15 protein-coding genes are annotated in these 14,906 nt (G+C 65.7%); 3 read left to right on the top strand and 12 right to left on the bottom strand.

Features of this window, described 5'->3' with window-relative positions; translation table 11 throughout:
- Positions 1 to 2: 2 nt before the first annotated feature.
- Both AOT83_RS03410 and folP read right to left on the bottom strand, forming a co-directional pair.
- Entirely contained in the window at positions 3 to 938 is a 936-nt protein-coding gene (locus AOT83_RS03410; RefSeq protein ID WP_044104270.1) for a glucosyl-3-phosphoglycerate synthase, read from the bottom strand.
- Positions 935 to 1,810: a dihydropteroate synthase gene (folP, locus tag AOT83_RS03405; protein WP_030094792.1), complete on the bottom strand. Its 876-nt coding sequence runs from the start codon at positions 1,808 to 1,810 to the stop codon at positions 935 to 937. Before folP ends, AOT83_RS03410 begins: the two co-directional genes overlap by 4 nt.
- Before the next feature lie 132 nt (positions 1,811 to 1,942).
- Here folP and AOT83_RS03400 point away from each other — a divergent pair, with 132 nt between their 5' ends.
- Complete coding sequence (locus AOT83_RS03400; RefSeq protein WP_057963879.1) at positions 1,943 to 2,923, top strand: NAD(P)-dependent oxidoreductase; 981 nt, start codon at positions 1,943 to 1,945, stop codon at positions 2,921 to 2,923.
- On the opposite strand, the gene AOT83_RS03395 is transcribed toward AOT83_RS03400, so the two are convergent.
- The 5 genes from AOT83_RS03395 to AOT83_RS03375 form a co-directional block, all read right to left on the bottom strand.
- Positions 2,920 to 3,249 carry an HNH endonuclease signature motif containing protein gene (locus tag AOT83_RS03395; RefSeq protein WP_030094790.1) on the bottom strand — a complete coding sequence of 110 codons (330 nt, stop codon included), beginning with the start codon at positions 3,247 to 3,249 and terminating at the stop codon, positions 2,920 to 2,922. The two genes, AOT83_RS03400 and AOT83_RS03395, sit on opposite strands and share 4 nt — an antisense overlap.
- A gap of 25 nt (positions 3,250 to 3,274) precedes the next feature.
- Positions 3,275 to 5,065, bottom strand: coding sequence for a long-chain-acyl-CoA synthetase FadD6 (gene fadD6 / locus AOT83_RS03390; protein ID WP_030094789.1), 1,791 nt, complete (start codon positions 5,063 to 5,065; stop codon positions 3,275 to 3,277).
- A 71-nt stretch (positions 5,066 to 5,136) separates the two neighbouring features.
- Complete coding sequence (locus tag AOT83_RS03385) at positions 5,137 to 5,679, bottom strand: TIGR00730 family Rossman fold protein (RefSeq protein WP_030094788.1); 543 nt, start codon at positions 5,677 to 5,679, stop codon at positions 5,137 to 5,139.
- Positions 5,676 to 6,431, bottom strand: a complete 756-nt coding sequence (locus AOT83_RS03380; protein WP_030094787.1) for a TIGR00730 family Rossman fold protein — start codon at positions 6,429 to 6,431, stop codon at positions 5,676 to 5,678. Before AOT83_RS03380 ends, AOT83_RS03385 begins: the two co-directional genes overlap by 4 nt.
- A gap of 27 nt (positions 6,432 to 6,458) precedes the next feature.
- The gene (locus AOT83_RS03375) at positions 6,459 to 7,406 is read right to left on the bottom strand and encodes a TIGR03564 family F420-dependent LLM class oxidoreductase (protein ID WP_030094786.1); all 948 of its coding nucleotides are present in this window, start codon (positions 7,404 to 7,406) and stop codon (positions 6,459 to 6,461) included.
- A 93-nt stretch (positions 7,407 to 7,499) separates the two neighbouring features.
- On the opposite strand from AOT83_RS03375, the gene AOT83_RS03370 reads away from it, so the two are divergent.
- On the top strand, positions 7,500 to 8,240 hold the full coding sequence (locus AOT83_RS03370) for a helix-turn-helix transcriptional regulator (RefSeq protein ID WP_030094785.1): 741 nt from the start codon (positions 7,500 to 7,502) through the stop codon (positions 8,238 to 8,240).
- On the opposite strand, the gene dapE is transcribed toward AOT83_RS03370, so the two are convergent.
- Entirely contained in the window at positions 8,230 to 9,306 is a 1,077-nt protein-coding gene (gene dapE / locus AOT83_RS03365; RefSeq protein ID WP_057963878.1) for a succinyl-diaminopimelate desuccinylase, read from the bottom strand. The two genes, AOT83_RS03370 and dapE, sit on opposite strands and share 11 nt — an antisense overlap.
- 23 nt (positions 9,307 to 9,329) lie before the next feature.
- Here dapE and dapD point away from each other — a divergent pair, with 23 nt between their 5' ends.
- Positions 9,330 to 10,277, top strand: a complete 948-nt coding sequence (gene dapD / locus AOT83_RS03360) for a 2,3,4,5-tetrahydropyridine-2,6-dicarboxylate N-succinyltransferase (protein WP_030094783.1) — start codon at positions 9,330 to 9,332, stop codon at positions 10,275 to 10,277.
- On the opposite strand, the gene AOT83_RS03355 is transcribed toward dapD, so the two are convergent.
- Genes AOT83_RS03355 through pruA form a run of 4 tightly spaced genes read right to left on the bottom strand, consistent with a single transcriptional unit; the run spans position 10,274 to position 14,868 of the window.
- The gene (locus AOT83_RS03355; RefSeq protein ID WP_030094782.1) at positions 10,274 to 10,840 is read right to left on the bottom strand and encodes a DinB family protein; all 567 of its coding nucleotides are present in this window, start codon (positions 10,838 to 10,840) and stop codon (positions 10,274 to 10,276) included. The genes dapD and AOT83_RS03355 overlap by 4 nt on opposite strands.
- Positions 10,831 to 12,228: an acyl-CoA synthetase gene (locus AOT83_RS03350; RefSeq protein WP_057963877.1), complete on the bottom strand. Its 1,398-nt coding sequence runs from the start codon at positions 12,226 to 12,228 to the stop codon at positions 10,831 to 10,833. The genes AOT83_RS03355 and AOT83_RS03350 overlap by 10 nt, the downstream gene beginning before the upstream one ends.
- A gap of 47 nt (positions 12,229 to 12,275) precedes the next feature.
- The gene (locus AOT83_RS03345; RefSeq protein WP_030094780.1) at positions 12,276 to 13,241 is read right to left on the bottom strand and encodes a proline dehydrogenase family protein; all 966 of its coding nucleotides are present in this window, start codon (positions 13,239 to 13,241) and stop codon (positions 12,276 to 12,278) included.
- A complete protein-coding gene (gene pruA / locus AOT83_RS03340; RefSeq protein WP_057963876.1) occupies positions 13,234 to 14,868 on the bottom strand; it encodes an L-glutamate gamma-semialdehyde dehydrogenase in 1,635 nt (544 codons plus the stop codon). The genes AOT83_RS03345 and pruA overlap by 8 nt, the downstream gene beginning before the upstream one ends.
- Positions 14,869 to 14,906: the final 38 nt, after the last annotated feature.

Below are 14,906 nucleotides of genomic sequence, written 5' to 3'. Positions count from 1 at the left end.
GCTCAGCGCAGGGTGTTCATCGGCGGGCGGTCCTCCAGCGACACCGTGGAGCTGCGCGGGGTGAACCCGTCACCGTCGGCGAAGAACTGGGTGATGCCCACCCCTGAGTCGGGAATCCCGCACCGCGACAGCATGCTGGCCATCACCTGACGGCTCATCACACCGAGTTCGACCAGCGGCCGGTTGCGATGGCTGCGCACACCCAGGTTCACCTGGGCGATGGCATTGAGTCCGAGTCGGTCGTACGTGTCGATCAGTAGGCCGATCTCGACGCCGTATCCGGGTGCGAAGGGCACCGAGGACAGCAGCTCCCGGGTGCCGGCGTACTCACCGCCCAGCGGCTGCACCACACAGCTCAGTTCGGGCCGGAGAGCGGCAAGCATGGGTCGGGCCACCAGTTCGGTCACCCGCCCACCACCGTTGGCATCCTCGGACCCGCTGACCTTGAGCGGACGCCGGTAGAAGCCCTTGACCAGATGCACACCCTGACCCAACAACAGCGGGCCGAGCAGGTGCGGCACGAACATCGGATCGGGGTCGATCAGATCGGAGTCGACGAAGGCGATCACGTCGCCGGTGGTCGCGGCCACCGACCGCCACAGCACTTCACCCTTGCCCGGGTTGGGCGGCACCTCAGGCAGCGCCTGTTCACGGCTGACCACGCGCGCACCCGCGGCCACGGCCCTGATCGCGGTGTCATCAGTGGAGCCCGAGTCGAGCACGATCAGCTCGTCCACCAGACTGCCCAGCAGCGGGCTGATGGTGTCGACGACCGCGGCGACCGTCTCCTGCTCATTGAGCGCGGGCAGGACCACCGAAACGGTGCGGCCCTTCTTCGCGGCGATGAGCTGCTCGACTGTCCAATCGGGCCGGTTCCAACTGTGCGTTTCCAGCCAGCTCGGATCGATACCAATTACTTCGTTTAGTTGATGGGTCATGCCAACCCCCTCACTGTTCGCGCCGGTGGGCGGGTTCCGACGATGGAGCCCACCATTTCCAGCGTGCGGCGTGTGGGCCCGACTTCATGCACCCGGAACATGCGGGCACCGGCCGCCGCCGCCAGGGCGGTAGCGGCGAGAGTGCCTTCGAGTCGTTCCGTCAGTCCCACACCAAGAGTCTCCCCGATGAAATCCTTGTTGCTCAATGCCATCAGCACCGGCCACCCGGTATTAACGAGATCGTTTACGTGGCGCAACAAAGCGAGCCCGTGGAAGGTGTTTTTGCCGAAGTCGTGCGTCGGATCGATCAGAATCGAGTCCTTCGATACCCCGAGAGCCACCGCGCGTTCGGCGGCCGCGGTCACCTCGGCGATGACGGCTTGGACGACACCGTCCACCTCGGTCCCGTAGTTCACCCGATAGGGCCGGGTGCGCGGCACCGCGCCGCCGGTATGTGAGCAAACCAGTCCGGCGCCATGGGCGGCAGCCACTGCGGGTAGCTCCGGGTCGGCGCCGGCCCAGGTGTCGTTGATGAGGTCGGCGCCCGCCGCGCAGGCCTTCTCCGCGACCTCGGTGCGCCAGGTGTCAATGCTGATCAGCAGGTCAGGATGGGCACCGCGCACCCATTCGATGAAGGGCACCACCCGCGCGATCTCGGCCTCGGCGTCGACGGTCTCGCCCGGGCCGGCCTTGACGCCGCCGATGTCCACCACATCGGCGCCGTCGGCCACCGCTTTGTGCACCGCGAGCTGGGCGGCCTCGTCGGTGAAGGTGGCACCCCGGTCATAGAAGGAGTCCGGCGTGCGGTTGACGATCGCCATGATGAGGGCACGATCGGTGCGGACGGGCCGTCCGCAAAACGTCTCATGCACGCCCTCATTGTGCAGGCCAGGGCCCCTGCGGCTGCACCGAGTGGGAAACGTGGGCGAGATTTCCCCCGGTTTCCCGCCCGCGTTTCACACTCGGCGAGCGAAATGACTTGCGGGCCTGAGCAGTATGGGCACATGGGCGGAAAGCGATTCCTGGTCACCGGATCCTCGGGCCATCTCGGGGAAGCCCTGGTCCGCACCCTGCGCCGGGGCGGGACCGATGTCGTCGGCATCGACATCGCGGCCGGACCGGCCACCGATATCGTCGGGTCGATCGCCGACCGCGCGGTTGTCACCGAGGCGATGGCCGGGGTGACGTCGGTGCTGCACACCGCAACCCTGCACAAACCGCATGTGGGTTCGCATACGCGGGCCGACTTCGTCGAGACCAACATCGAGGGCACACTCGCGCTCCTGGAAGAGTCCGTCACCGCGGGCGTGGCCGGATTCGTCTACACGAGCACCACCAGCGCATTCGGGCACGCGCTGGTAGGCACCCAGGAGGCCGCCTGGATCACCGAGGAGGTGGCGCCGGTGCCCAAGAACATCTATGGCGCCACCAAGACCGCCGCGGAAGATGTCGCGCATGTGGTGCACCAGGGCAGCGGGTTGCCCATCATCGTGCTGCGCACCTCCCGATTCTTCCCCGAGCAGGACGACAATGATGCGGTCCGGGCCCGCTACTCCGATGCGAATGTGAAGGCCAACGAATACCTCTATCGCCGGGTGGATCTGGCCGATGTCGTCGAGGCACACCTGCTGGCGACCGAACGCGCGGCCGACATCGGCTGGGCCAAGTACGTGATCTCGGCGACCACGCCGTTCTCCCGCACCGATATCGCGCAGCTGCGCACCGATGCACCGGGCGTGGTGGCTCAACACTTCCCCGAGCAGCCCAATCTGTACGCGGCGCGCGGATGGACGATGTTCCCGACGATCGACCGGGTCTACGTCAACACCAGGGCCCGCACCGAACTGGGCTGGACACCACGCTACGACTATCGCCACATCCTCGATTGCCTTGCCACAGAGCAGGATTTCCGCAGTCCGTTGGCCCGCGAGATCGGCGCCAAGGGCTACCACGCTGAACCGACCGGTGTGTACACCGCCGGCTAGCCCGCTGCTGAGATCTCCACGTAGCGACGCAGGAAGGCGGTCTCGTCGAGCCGCTTGCGCCGCATCCAGCTGGTCACCTCCGCATTGCACTTACTCGCATTGCAGGACGGGCAGGCCGGCACCACGTTGGACAGCGTGTACCGGCCACCACGGGAGATCGCCTGGACACAGTCGCGTTGCAACGCTGTTCCGGTCGCGCCGCAATAGGCGCAACCACCCCAGGCTTCCACGAGTGTCAGCCACTGCGCGTCGGTGAGGTCGTTGTCGGCAAGCTTCACCAGACGTTGACGGCGCCGCGAGGCACGCACCCGTCGACTGACTCCCACGGTGGAACAGTAACCCGCCGAAGGGCTATGCCTTGGGACGCTGGCCGCCCGCGACCTCGCCTGCGTATTCCGGGTAGAACGGCACATAACCCTCGCCGCGACCGGCGAGCACGTACAGCGGATCGGTCACGGCCTCCCCGTACGCCTGTTCACGCAGCTCCACCTTGCGGCTCTTGAAGGTGGTGGTGTGCTCCAGAGTGTCCACGATCCTTACGAAAAGCGGCAGCGCGTAGGCGGGCAGGTACTGATACACGATGTCGCTCAATGCCTTTGGATCGAACTCGGCGCCGTCGTGCAGCTTGATGGCGGCCATACCGGCGCGGCCATCGGTACCCGGTACCTCGACGCCGAAGACCGTGGCCTCTTCGATGGCGTCGGCGTGGTGGAGTGCGCCTTCCACCTCGGTGGTCGCGACATTCTCGCCCTTCCACCGGAAGGTATCGCCGAGTCGGTCACCGAAGGCCGCGTGTCCCCAGCCCAGGTTGCGCATCAGATCGCCTGTGTTGAACCAGGTGTCGCCCTTCTTGAAGGCGTCACGCACCAGCTTCTTCTCCGAGGCTGTCGGATCGGTGTACCCGTCGAACGGCGCCAGACTGGTGACCTTGCTGATCAGCAAACCCGCCTCGCCCGCTCCGACCTTCGTCAGGTGCCCCTTCGAGTTGCGGAGCGGTTCTCCGGTCTCGATGTCGTATTTGACGTAGGCGATGGGCATCGGGCAGATACCGACGGTGCGGTCGATGTTGAGCGCGTTGACGAACGCGGTGTTGGACTCGCTGGCCGAGTAGAACTCGCAGACCCGCTTGATGCCGAAACGGTGGGTGAACTCGCCCCACAGCTCGGGCCGCAGCCCGTTACCGATGATGACGCGCACCTTGTGCTGGCGATCGGTGGGCTTGGGCGGCTGGTTGAGCAGGTAACGGCACAGCTCGCCGATGTAGATGAAAGCGGTTGCGCGGCTGGCGATGACCTCGTCCCAGAAGCGCGACACCGAGAACGACTTGCCGATCGCCAGCGTGGCGCCGGCGTTGATGGTGGTCGATACGGCGAGGGTCAGCGCGTTGTTGTGGTACAGCGGCAGACAGCTGTACAGCACATCGCTGGGACGCAGCCGCAATGCCATATCGCCGACTCCGGACATGCCGCGCAGCCACCGATAGTGCGTCATCACACTGGCTTTGGGCAGGCCGGTGGTTCCGGAGGTGAAGATGTAGAACGCCCGGTCCTTGGTCATCACCGCGTCGGTGGCGGCGGGATTGGTGGTGGGCGCGAGTACCGAGGCCCGGTCCAGCTCGTCGCCGGTGAGCAGGGAGATGACGTTGGCGCCGGATTCGTTGATCGGTTCGACGAAGTCGGCCTCGCTGATCAGCAGTTTGGAGTCGAGCAGGCCGATGCTGTGCGCCAGCACATGCCCGCGCTGGTTGTAGTTGAGCATTCCGGCGATGGCACCGAGCTTCACGGTGGCGAGCATCAGCAGGACGGTCTGCGGCGAGTTGCGCAGCATGATGCCGACGACGTCACCGCGACCCACACCGTGCGAGGCCAGCGTGGCGGCGTACCGGTTGGCGGTGGCGTTCGCCTGCGCGTAGGTGATGTCGGTGCCCTCGAACCGCAGGAAGACGCGGTCGGCGTGCTTGGCGGCGCGTTCGGCGAAGAGCGCCCCGATCGACCAGCGGCCCTTGGGGTTGGACTTGATACCGCTGATGATGCCGCGCGCCAGAATCGGCAGGTCCCAGGCCATGCCCGGCAGCTGCGCCAATACCTCGGTCAGGTGAACCCGATCACGGGGATTCGACGGAATGGCGCTGCTTGCGGACATCTAGTTCTCCCTGTTCCTTACCGCCCAGTAGGCAATGGCTCACCGCATTGTTGACGAACGACCCAGCCCCGTCAATCCGTTGGCCTGCACGCGTCCAGGGCGGCGACGATATCGGTGTGCACCAGTAGTCTGTCCCGCGCGTGTGCGGCCACGTAACCCTTGTCCTGGAGTTCATCGAGCCAGCGCAGCAGTCCGGTGTAGTGACCGTCGGGGTCCAGCAACACCACCGGCTTCTCATGTAGCCCCAGATAGCCGGCGGTCCAGGTCTCGAAAACCTCTTCCAGCGTGCCGATCCCGCCGGGCAGGGTGATGAAGGCGTCGGATCGGTCCTCCATGATCTGCTTGCGCTCGCGCATGGTGGTGGTGACGACGAGTTCGTCGGCGTCGGTATCGGCGACCTCTCGATGTACGAGTGTCTTGGGGATGACCCCGATGGTGCGTCCTCCGGCGGCGCGCGCCGCCTGCGCCACGGCGCCCATGGCCGAGACGTTGCCGCCCCCGGAGACCAGCGTCCAGCCGCGTTCGGCGATGGCGGTGCCCAGACGAGTGGCTAGATCCAGCAGTTCCGGATGGCGGGGCCCCGACGCGCAATACACACAGACCGACAAACTCATCGGTGGCTCCCCTTCCCGTTGACCGCCTCGGCCTGCACGATGGCCGCCACCGCTTCGTCGATGCTGTCGGTGACCGAGAGCAGCGCGATGTCCTGCTCACCGATCTTGCCCGCGGGCAGCATCGTCCCGCGGATCCAGTCGAGCAGACCCGACCAGTACTCGGTGCCCAGCAGGATGATCGGGAATCGCGTGACCTTGCGGGTCTGCACCAGGGTGAGCGCCTCGAAGAGTTCGTCGAGAGTGCCGAATCCACCGGGCAGACACACGAAGGCCTGTGCGTACTTGACGAACATGGTCTTACGGACGAAGAAGTAGCGGAAGTTGATGCCCAGGTCCACCCATTCGTTGAGGCCCTGCTCGAACGGCAGCTCGATACCCAGGCCCACCGAGTAACCGCCCGATTCGCTCGCACCACGGTTCGCGGCCTCCATGGCGCCCGGTCCGCCGCCAGTGATGACGGCATACCCCGCCTTGACCAGGGCAACACCCAGCTCCCGCCCGAGCCGATATTCGGGTGAGTCTTGCTTCGTTCTGGCCGAGCCGAAAACCGTTACCGCTTTGGGGGTTTCCGCGAGCGCATCGAAGCCCTCCACGAACTCGCCCTGAATGCGCAGCACGCGCCACGGATCGGTGTGCGTCCAGGTGGTGGTGTCGCGGGTGTCCAGCAGACGTTGGTCGGCGGTGGTGTTCTCACACCGATCACGACGCAGCTGAACCGGTCCGTGCAGTTGAGGTTCGGTACTTTCTGGCACGCCGCCAGCCTAGGGGCAGCGGGCAAATCAATTCCCGCGGGACAGCTCACCCAGTAGCGCCAGCGTGCGGGCCTCGTCTTCCGGTCCGCCCAACTCGGTGTGGCTTGCGAACACTTCGGTGGCTCCCGCATCGAAGTATCGCCGCAGCTCGCTAGCCACATGCTCCTCGTCGCCGATGATCGCCAGCTCCCCGGTGTGCTGAACCCCCTCGGCGTCAAGCACTTTCCTATATGACGGGATGTTCTCGTAGAACGCCATGTCCTCGATGGCAAGCGCCCGGACCCGTGCCGGATCGGAGGTGACCACGACGGCGACACCGGCGATGACACGCGGGCGTGGCCGCCCGGCCTGCTCGGCGGCCGCATCGATGACCGGAACGATCTCCCGGCTGAGCGCTCGCGGTCCGGCGTGCAGCGGAATCGTGCCGTCGGCCAGCTCGCCGGTGGCCCGCAGCGCCTGTGGGGCCATGGCCGCGACCAACACGGGGATGTTCTCGCCGCCTGGCTGCGCCGTTGTGAATTTCGGTGCGACCGTGAGGGTCTCGCCGTGAAAGTCGACGGTTCCGGTATCGAGCAGCTGCCGGAGTGTGGTGAGGTATTCGCGTAGGCGGCGTATCGGCTTGTCCACGTGCAGGCCATAGCTCGGGCCCTCGATTACCGGCGCGCCGAGCCCCAGCCCGAGCTGAAATCTCCCGTGGCTTGCGGCCTGGGCGGTCTGCGCGGCCGCCGATACCTCGATGGGGTGACGCGGATTGATGGGGATCACCGAAACCCCCACAGCGCTCAGCTTTTCCGGAGGGATCGCCTGCCCGATCACCGCGGCCACGGTGATCGCGTCATAGTGATACATCTGCCCCAGCCACAGCGTCCCGACGCCGGCATCGGTGACTTTGCGCCCGTGCGCGATGAACGCATCGACCAGGTTGGTGTCGGTCTGGACGCTGAGAGGTCGGCCGATCGCCACTCCGAGTTTCACGTCTCGGCCAACCCCACGCATTCAGGTGGCTATTCCCCGCAGAATCAGCGCGATAATTTCCCCCGCCGCCGACTTCCGATAAAATAGCGTCTTATGTTGATTAGCCGCCACCTCACCGGAGTGATGTCGTTGAGCGGTGGGCAACGCATCGACCGCCACTGGCACGAGGTGCATCAGATCGTGTATCCCGCCTCCGGTGTCATCGCGGTGACGACGGACGACGGCACCTGGATCGCACCCCCGAATCGCGCGCTGTGGATACCCGCCGGCGCTGGCCACGAACATCGCTTTTACGGCCCCACCGAGTTTCATTCCGTGGCGTTCGATCCGGAGAAGTACCTGGTGGAACTGAAAGCTCCGACCGTCATCGCGGTGTCCCCGCTGCTGCGGGAGCTGATCATCACGTGTTCGGTTCCCGGTGACCTGCCCCGGGAGGAGGTCACGCGGCTGGAGGTCGTACTCATCGACCAGCTGCGGCGCAGCCCAGAGCAGGCGCTGAAGCTGCCCATCCCGCGTGATCAGCGGTTGGCCGAGGCGTGTGCGCTGGTAGATGACGACCTGACACAGGTCTGGACCGTGGCCGAACTGGGGCGGCAAGTAGGTGCCAGTGAGCGCACGCTGACCCGGTTGTTCCGCACCGACATGGGTATGACGTACCCGCAGTGGCGCACGCAGATCCGTCTTCATCACGCGTTGCGACTGCTCGCGGAGGGGCGGCCCGTCACCTATGTGGCGCATCAGTGTGGTTGGGCCACACCGAGTGCGTTCATCGACGTGTACCGGCGCATCCTCGGTCAGACACCGGGAACCTACGCCGCACCCGTCACGCGCTGAGGTAGCGCCGCAGTACGACGGCCACGTCGGTGATCTGCTGTACCGGAACGTGTTCGCCGCGGGTATGCGCCAGATTGGGGTCACCCGGCCCGTAGTTGACCGCGGCGATCCCTCGCGCCGCGAACCGGGACACATCGGTCCAGCCGTACTTCGCGCGCACCACTCCCCCAGCCGCGCCGATCAATTCGGCGGCGGCCGGGCGGTCCAGGCCGGGCAGTGCCCCGGCCGCGGCGTCGGTCAGTTCGATGTCGACGTCGAGTCCGTCGAAGACCTCCCGCACGTGGACGAGCGCCTGTTCGGGGCTGCGGTCGGGGGCGAACCGGAAATTGACGGTGACGGCGGCCGCGTCCGGGATGACGTTCCCGGCAACTCCGCCGTCGATCCGCACCGCAGACAGCCCCTCCCGATATTCGCAGCCGTCGATGTCGACGATGCGCGCCCGATATGAGGCGAGCCGGTCCAGGACGGCGCCTAGCTTGTGAATGGCATTGTCCCCCAGCCAGGATCGCGCCGAATGCGCGCGGGTACCGGCGGCCCGGATCACCACGCGCAGGGTGCCCTGGCAACCTGCCTCGATGAGACCGGCGGTGGGTTCACCGAGGATGGCAAGGTCGGCGTCGAGCCACTCGGGTAATTCGCGTTCGATACGGCCGAGCCCGTTGGCCGAGGACTCGATCTCCTCGCAGTCGTAGAACACCAGTGTCAGGTCGACACGGGGTGTCACGGTGGCGGCCAGGTGCAGGAAGACCGCATCACCGGATTTCATGTCCACGGTGCCGCACCCGAACAAGATGTCGCCGTCCTCGTTCCGTTCCCAGTGGCTCGGTACGTTATCGGCGGCGGGCACGGTGTCGAGGTGTCCGGCCAGCATCACCCGGGTGTTGTGACCGTAATCGGTGCGGGCCAGCACCGCGTTGCCGTTGCGTATGACCTCGAATCCGGTCGTCTGTTCCCGCAGGGCAACCTCGACGATGTCAGCGATCTGCGCTTCGTGCCGGGACTCACTGGGGATGTCTACCAGGGCAGCCGTCAGGGCTATCGGGTCACCAGCGAGTTCGAGCGCCACCGATTCAGGCTAGCGTGTACCCCGTGAGCGGAGCAGTAGCACTTGGCCTGGCGACCATCGCGGCGGACGGATCGGTACTGGATACCTGGTTCCCGGCGCCCGAGTTGACCGACGCACCCGGCACTCCGGGTACCGAGCGAATCGACGCAGCAGACGCACCCGCAGAACTGGCAGCGCTGGCCGGGCCCGATGCCGACCGTGGTGTCGAGAAGGTGTTGGTACGTACCACCATTGGCTCGCTCGCCGATAAGCCCGCCGACGCCTACGACGCCTACCTGCGCCTGCATCTGTTGTCGCACCGGCTGGTCCCACCGCACGGTGCCAGCATGGACGGGTTGTTCGGTGTGCTCACCAACGTGGTGTGGACGAACTTCGGCCCGTGCGCCGTCGAGGGTTTCGAGACGGTGCGCGCGAAGCTGCGTGCGCGCGGTGTGGTGACCGTGTTCGGCGTCGACAAGTTCCCGCGCATGGTCGACTACGTGGTGCCCACCGGAGTGCGTATCGCCGATGCTGACCGGGTGCGGCTGGGTGCGCACTTGGCCTCCGGGACGACCGTCATGCACGAAGGATTTGTGAACTTCAACGCGGGCACTCTGGGCGCGTCGATGGTGGAGGGCCGCATCTCGGCCGGTGTCGTCGTGGGTGACGGATCCGATGTCGGTGGCGGCGCATCGATCATGGGCACCCTGTCCGGCGGCGGCAGCCAGGTGATCTCTGTGGGCCAGCGCTCGCTGCTGGGCGCCAACTCTGGTGTGGGCATCAGCCTGGGCGACGACTGCATTGTCGAGGCCGGGCTCTATGTCACCGCCGGCACCAAGGTCGCCACCCCCGACGGTAAGACCATCAAGGCACTGGAATTGTCCGGCACCAACAATCTGCTGTTCCGGCGCAACTCGCAGACCGGTGCGGTTGAGGTGGTGTCGCGTGATGGCGGCGCGTTCGAGCTGAACGCGGCGCTGCACGCCAACTAGTTCCGGCGCTGGCCGTACAGATCACGCAACAGCGCGATCTCCGCGCCGTGGTGCAGCAATTCGCGATTGATGTGCAGTGCCAGCGTCAGAAACGGCTTGTCGGCCCATGGGCCTTCGGCTGGTCCGACCGGTAGTGCCATTGCCCCGTCGTCTTTGCCGCGCACGCCGTTGAGCCATGCGGCATACAAGACATCAAGGCGCTGCAGGGCGTCGGCCGCGGTGACCGGGTAGTCGTAGGTCAGGTAATCGATGGCCGGTCCGGCCCAACTCTCGGGGAAATGACTGGTGATACGCGCCCCGAGTACGCCCACGAGAATATGACCGAGCCGCCAGGCGATGGTGGTGACCGGCGCGGGTTCGGGGGGTGGAGCGGCGAATTCGATCACATAGTCGCCTGATCCACCCTGCAGCGGAGTCGTCGCGGTGCCGCGTGGCCGCAGACTCCAGCAGCCCTGCACCGGTTCCCAGAAGTATTCGTCGTCGGTGAGCCCGTCGAAGCGGGGACGCAGCTGGGAGGTCCAGTGCCAATTGATCTGATCGACGATCTCCGCGGTCACGTCCAAGTGATCAGCTCCTTTTTCAGGACCTTCCCCATGGCATTCCGGGGTAGCGCGTCCACTCGACGGACCTCGCGAGGACGCTTGTGCACCGAGAGTTGTTGTGCCACGAAGCCAATGACGTCGTCCTCCACCACATCCCCGACAACGTAGGCGACGATGCGTTGCCCTAGGTCGTCATCGGGTACTCCCACCACCGCGACCTCCACGATCCCGGGATGACCCAGGAGCACGGTTTCGATTTCACCGGCACCTATGCGGTAGCCACCCGATTTGATCAGGTCGACCGATTCGCGTCCGACGATCCGGTGCATTCCGCCGGCGTCGACGACGGCGACGTCCCCGGTGCGATACCAGCCGTCTGCGGTGAGTACCTCGGCGGTCTTTTCCGGCAGGTTGAGATAGCCGCTGAACAGCGTGGGGCCCTGAACCTGCAGCTGGCCAACGGTTTCCCCGTCATGTGGGGCCGCGCCGCCATCCTCGGCCAGCAGACGGGTCTGCACCCCCGTCAAGGGGTGACCCACCCAGCCTGCGCGCCGCTCTCCGTCCGCACGCGTCGATAGCGTGATGACAGTCTCAGTGGCGCCGTAGCGCTCGATCGGGGCATGTCCGGTGAGCGCGCGCAGCTCGTCAAAAACGGGCACCGGCAGTGGGGCACTCCCCGACACCAGTAGCCGCGCCGAAGACAGTGCACGAGCACAGGATTGGTCGGCCGCCACCCGCGACCAGACCGTGGGCACACCGAAGTACAACGTGCCGGGGGTAGCGGCGTACGCCTCGGGCGTTGGTTTGACGGTGTGTACGAACCGATTTCCCACACGCAACGATCCGAGCAGGCCGAGTACCAGCCCGTGCACGTGGAACAGCGGAAGCCCATGTACCAGAACGTCGTCGGGTGTCCACGCCCACGCATCAGCCAGCCCGTCCAGGCTGGCGGCCAACGCGCGCCGACTCAGCTGTACGCCTTTCGGCGCACCGGTTGTCCCCGAGGTGTACACAATGAGTGCGGTCGACTCGGGGCGAGGTTCGGAGTATTGATGCCAGGAACGCGCGTGGCGGCGTACCGGCACATGCGGCAATCCCTCTAGCTCGTCTGGTGTTTCACCCAGCCACGCGATGGCACCGCTATCGGCCAGGATGTGGCGGCGTTCGGCCACCCCAACGTCTGCCGGCACCGGCACGATGGGGATTCCGGCGATGAGGCCGGCAATGACGGACAGCACCGTGTCGATGCTCGGACGAGCCAGCACCGCAATCGGACCCGAGGCGCCACCGATGCGTTCGGCTGCTGCCGTCGCCGCACCTACCAGGTCGGCGCGACCCCAGCTGTCCTCACCGATGCGAACCGCGTCCGCGAGATCGGGCGACTTGGGGTGAAGGGACGTCAGCAGCATGAGCCCAGCCTAGGACGCGACCCGTTTGCAGGGCCGCTGAGACATGCCTAGCCCCCGGAAAGCAGCGCGCGCAGGAAGAAGGTCATGTTGGCGGGACGCTCGGCGATGCGTCGCACAAAGTACCCGTACCACTCCTCGCCGAACGGCACGTACACCCGCATGTGGTGCCCCTCACCTGAGAGGCGGCGCTGTTCGGCATCGCGAATCCCGTACAGCATCTGGTATTCGTAATCGCCTGGTCCCCTGCCTGTCTCGCGCGCCATCAGGTTGGCCGCATCGATGATGGCGGGATCGTGTGAGGCCACCATCGGGTAGCCGTCACCCTCCATCAAGACGCGCAGGCAACGCAGGTACGCGACATCGACGTCCTCGGGGTCTCTATGCGCCACGGATTCAGGCTCGTCATAGGCCCCCTTGCACAATCGAATGCGCGAGCCCGGACCGGAGAGATCGACGCAATCGGCATACGTACGTTTCAGGTAGGACTGCAGCACGGTACCCAGCCACGGGAAGTCGGTGCGCAGTTCACGCACGATACCCAGGGTCGAATCGGTAGTGGTGTGATCCTCGGCGTCGACGGTGACCCATACCCCGGCCTGATCGGCCTTGGCACACAACAGCTGCGCGTTTTCCAGGGCTATCTGCTCGCCACCATGCGGCAACGCCTGGCCCAGAGCGGAGAGTTTCAGGGAAATCTCCAGCGGGCGCACACCGGTATGTACGGTGTCGCTGCGCTGCGCCAGAGCGTCCAGCAGTGAGAGGTACGCCGACACCGTACGGGTGGCCTGCTCGATATCGGTGGTGTCCTCACCCAGGTAATCAATCGAGATGAACCGCCCCGAGTCCAGCAGTGCGGTACCCGCCGCAAGAACATCGTCCTCGGATTCACCGGGGACGAAGCGGCGCACCACCTGGCGCGTCAACGGCATGCGTTCGGCGGCGTGCCGAAGCCGCGCAGACCTACTGGCCGCCAGGATGGCGGGTCTGGCTGTTTTGCCGAACCACTCAGCCATCCTCACGCTCCATGTGGGGGTATTCGTATTCGGTTGGGGCGTCGAATGTTTCTTTGATGGATCGCGGCAGCAGCCAGCGCTGCAGATTCAGCGGCGATCCGGCCTTGTCGTTGGTACCCGATGCCCTGCCACCACCGAAGGGCTGCTGGCCGACGACGGCGCCGGTGGGCTTGTCGTTGATGTAGAAGTTGCCCGCGGCGAAGCGAAGCCGGTCACTGGCCGCCTGAACGGCTTGGCGGTCGTCGGCGATGACAGCGCCGGTGAGCGCGTATCGGGAACCGGTATCGACGATGTCGAGGATGCGCTCGTAGTCGTCGTCGGGGTAGACGTGTACCGCCAGGATCGGGCCGAAGTACTCGGTGGAAAATGCCTCGTCGGTCGGGTCGTCCGAGAGTAACACCGTGGGACGGATGAAATATCCTTCGCTGTCATCGTATTCGCCTCCCGCCGCGATCGTCACCCCGGCACTCTTGGCGCGATCGATGGCGGCGGCGTTGCGCTTGAACGACTTCTCGTCGATGACGGCACCGCCGAAGTTGGCGAGGTCGGTGACGTCCCCGTAGGTCAACGCGGAGGTGGCGTCGAGGAACTCATCGCCCATCTGATCCCACACCGAACGGGCCACGAAGGCGCGAGAGGCCGCCGAACATTTCTGCCCCTGGTAGTCGAAGGCACCGCGAATAAGTGCGGTACGCAACACGTCTGGACGCGCTGAGGTGTGCGCGACGACGAAGTCCTTGCCGCCTGTCTCACCAACGAGCCGCGGGTAGGTGTCATACCTGTCGATGTTGGTCCCGACCTCACGCCACAGGTGCTGGAATGTCCGGGTGGAGCCGGTGAAATGGATACCCGCCAGACGCGGGTCGGCGAGCGTCACATCCGATACCGCGATGCCGTCTCCGTTGAGCAGGTTGATGACACCGGGCGGCAACCCGGCGGCTTCGAGAAGCTCCAGGGTGAAGTGCGCGGCGAAGGCCTGGGTGACGGACGGCTTCCACACCACCGTATTACCCAAAAGTGCTGGGGCCGTTGGAAGATTTCCAGCGATGGCGGTGAAGTTGAAGGGGGTGATGGCGTAGACGAAGCCCTCGAGGGGGCGGTACTCCATCCGGTTCCACGCGCCGCCGCCGCTGCTGGGCTGTTCCGCGAGGATATGCCGGGCGAATTGCACGTTGAACCGCCAGAAGTCGGCCAGCTCGCAGGCCGAATCGATCTCAGCCTGATACGCGGTTTTCGACTGCCCCAGCATGGTGGCGGCATTCAGGGTGGCCCGCCACGGACCTGACAGCAGATCGGCGGCCCGCAGGAAGACCGCCGCCCTGTCATCGAATGACAGTGCCGCCCAATCATTCTTCGCGGCGACCGCGGCCTCGACCGCGTCGCCGGCTTCGGCATGACCTGCGTTGGTGACGGTCCCCAGCACGGCACGGTGGTTGTGTGGCTGCACCACATCGATGCGTTCACCCTCACTCATTCGGCGAACGCCACCGATCACATGCGGCAGATCGATGGGCGAGGCACTCAGCTCACCCAGTGCCGTCGTCAATCGGTCGCGTTCGGGAGTGTTAGGGGCGTACGTGAGCACCGGCTCGTTGACGGGCGCCGGCACGTTGGTGATGGCATCCATGCACTAAGCATCGTCCTGTTCCCCCGTGGCTGTCGAGG

This window comes from Mycobacteroides sp. H001 (assembly GCF_001440005.1).
Classification (GTDB): domain Bacteria; phylum Actinomycetota; class Actinomycetes; order Mycobacteriales; family Mycobacteriaceae; genus Mycobacterium; species Mycobacterium gwanakae.
Note: the sequence above shows the minus strand (reverse complement) of the source record. Positions and strands in the feature narration are given on the sequence as shown.

Excerpts from the sequence above, each read along its gene's own strand:
- AOT83_RS03410 (WP_044104270.1), bottom strand. The coding sequence starts at position 938 with ATGACCCATCAACTAAACGAAGTAATTGGTATCGATCCGAGCTGGCTG.
- AOT83_RS03400 (WP_057963879.1), top strand. The coding sequence starts at position 1,943 with ATGGGCGGAAAGCGATTCCTGGTCACCGGATCCTCGGGCCATCTCGGG.
- fadD6 (WP_030094789.1), bottom strand. The coding sequence starts at position 5,065 with ATGTCCGCAAGCAGCGCCATTCCGTCGAATCCCCGTGATCGGGTTCAC.
- AOT83_RS03385 (WP_030094788.1), bottom strand. The coding sequence starts at position 5,679 with ATGAGTTTGTCGGTCTGTGTGTATTGCGCGTCGGGGCCCCGCCATCCG.
- AOT83_RS03370 (WP_030094785.1), top strand. The coding sequence starts at position 7,500 with ATGTTGATTAGCCGCCACCTCACCGGAGTGATGTCGTTGAGCGGTGGG.
- AOT83_RS03350 (WP_057963877.1), bottom strand. The coding sequence starts at position 12,228 with ATGCTGCTGACGTCCCTTCACCCCAAGTCGCCCGATCTCGCGGACGCG.
- AOT83_RS03345 (WP_030094780.1), bottom strand. The coding sequence starts at position 13,241 with ATGGCTGAGTGGTTCGGCAAAACAGCCAGACCCGCCATCCTGGCGGCC.
- pruA (WP_057963876.1), bottom strand. The coding sequence starts at position 14,868 with ATGGATGCCATCACCAACGTGCCGGCGCCCGTCAACGAGCCGGTGCTC.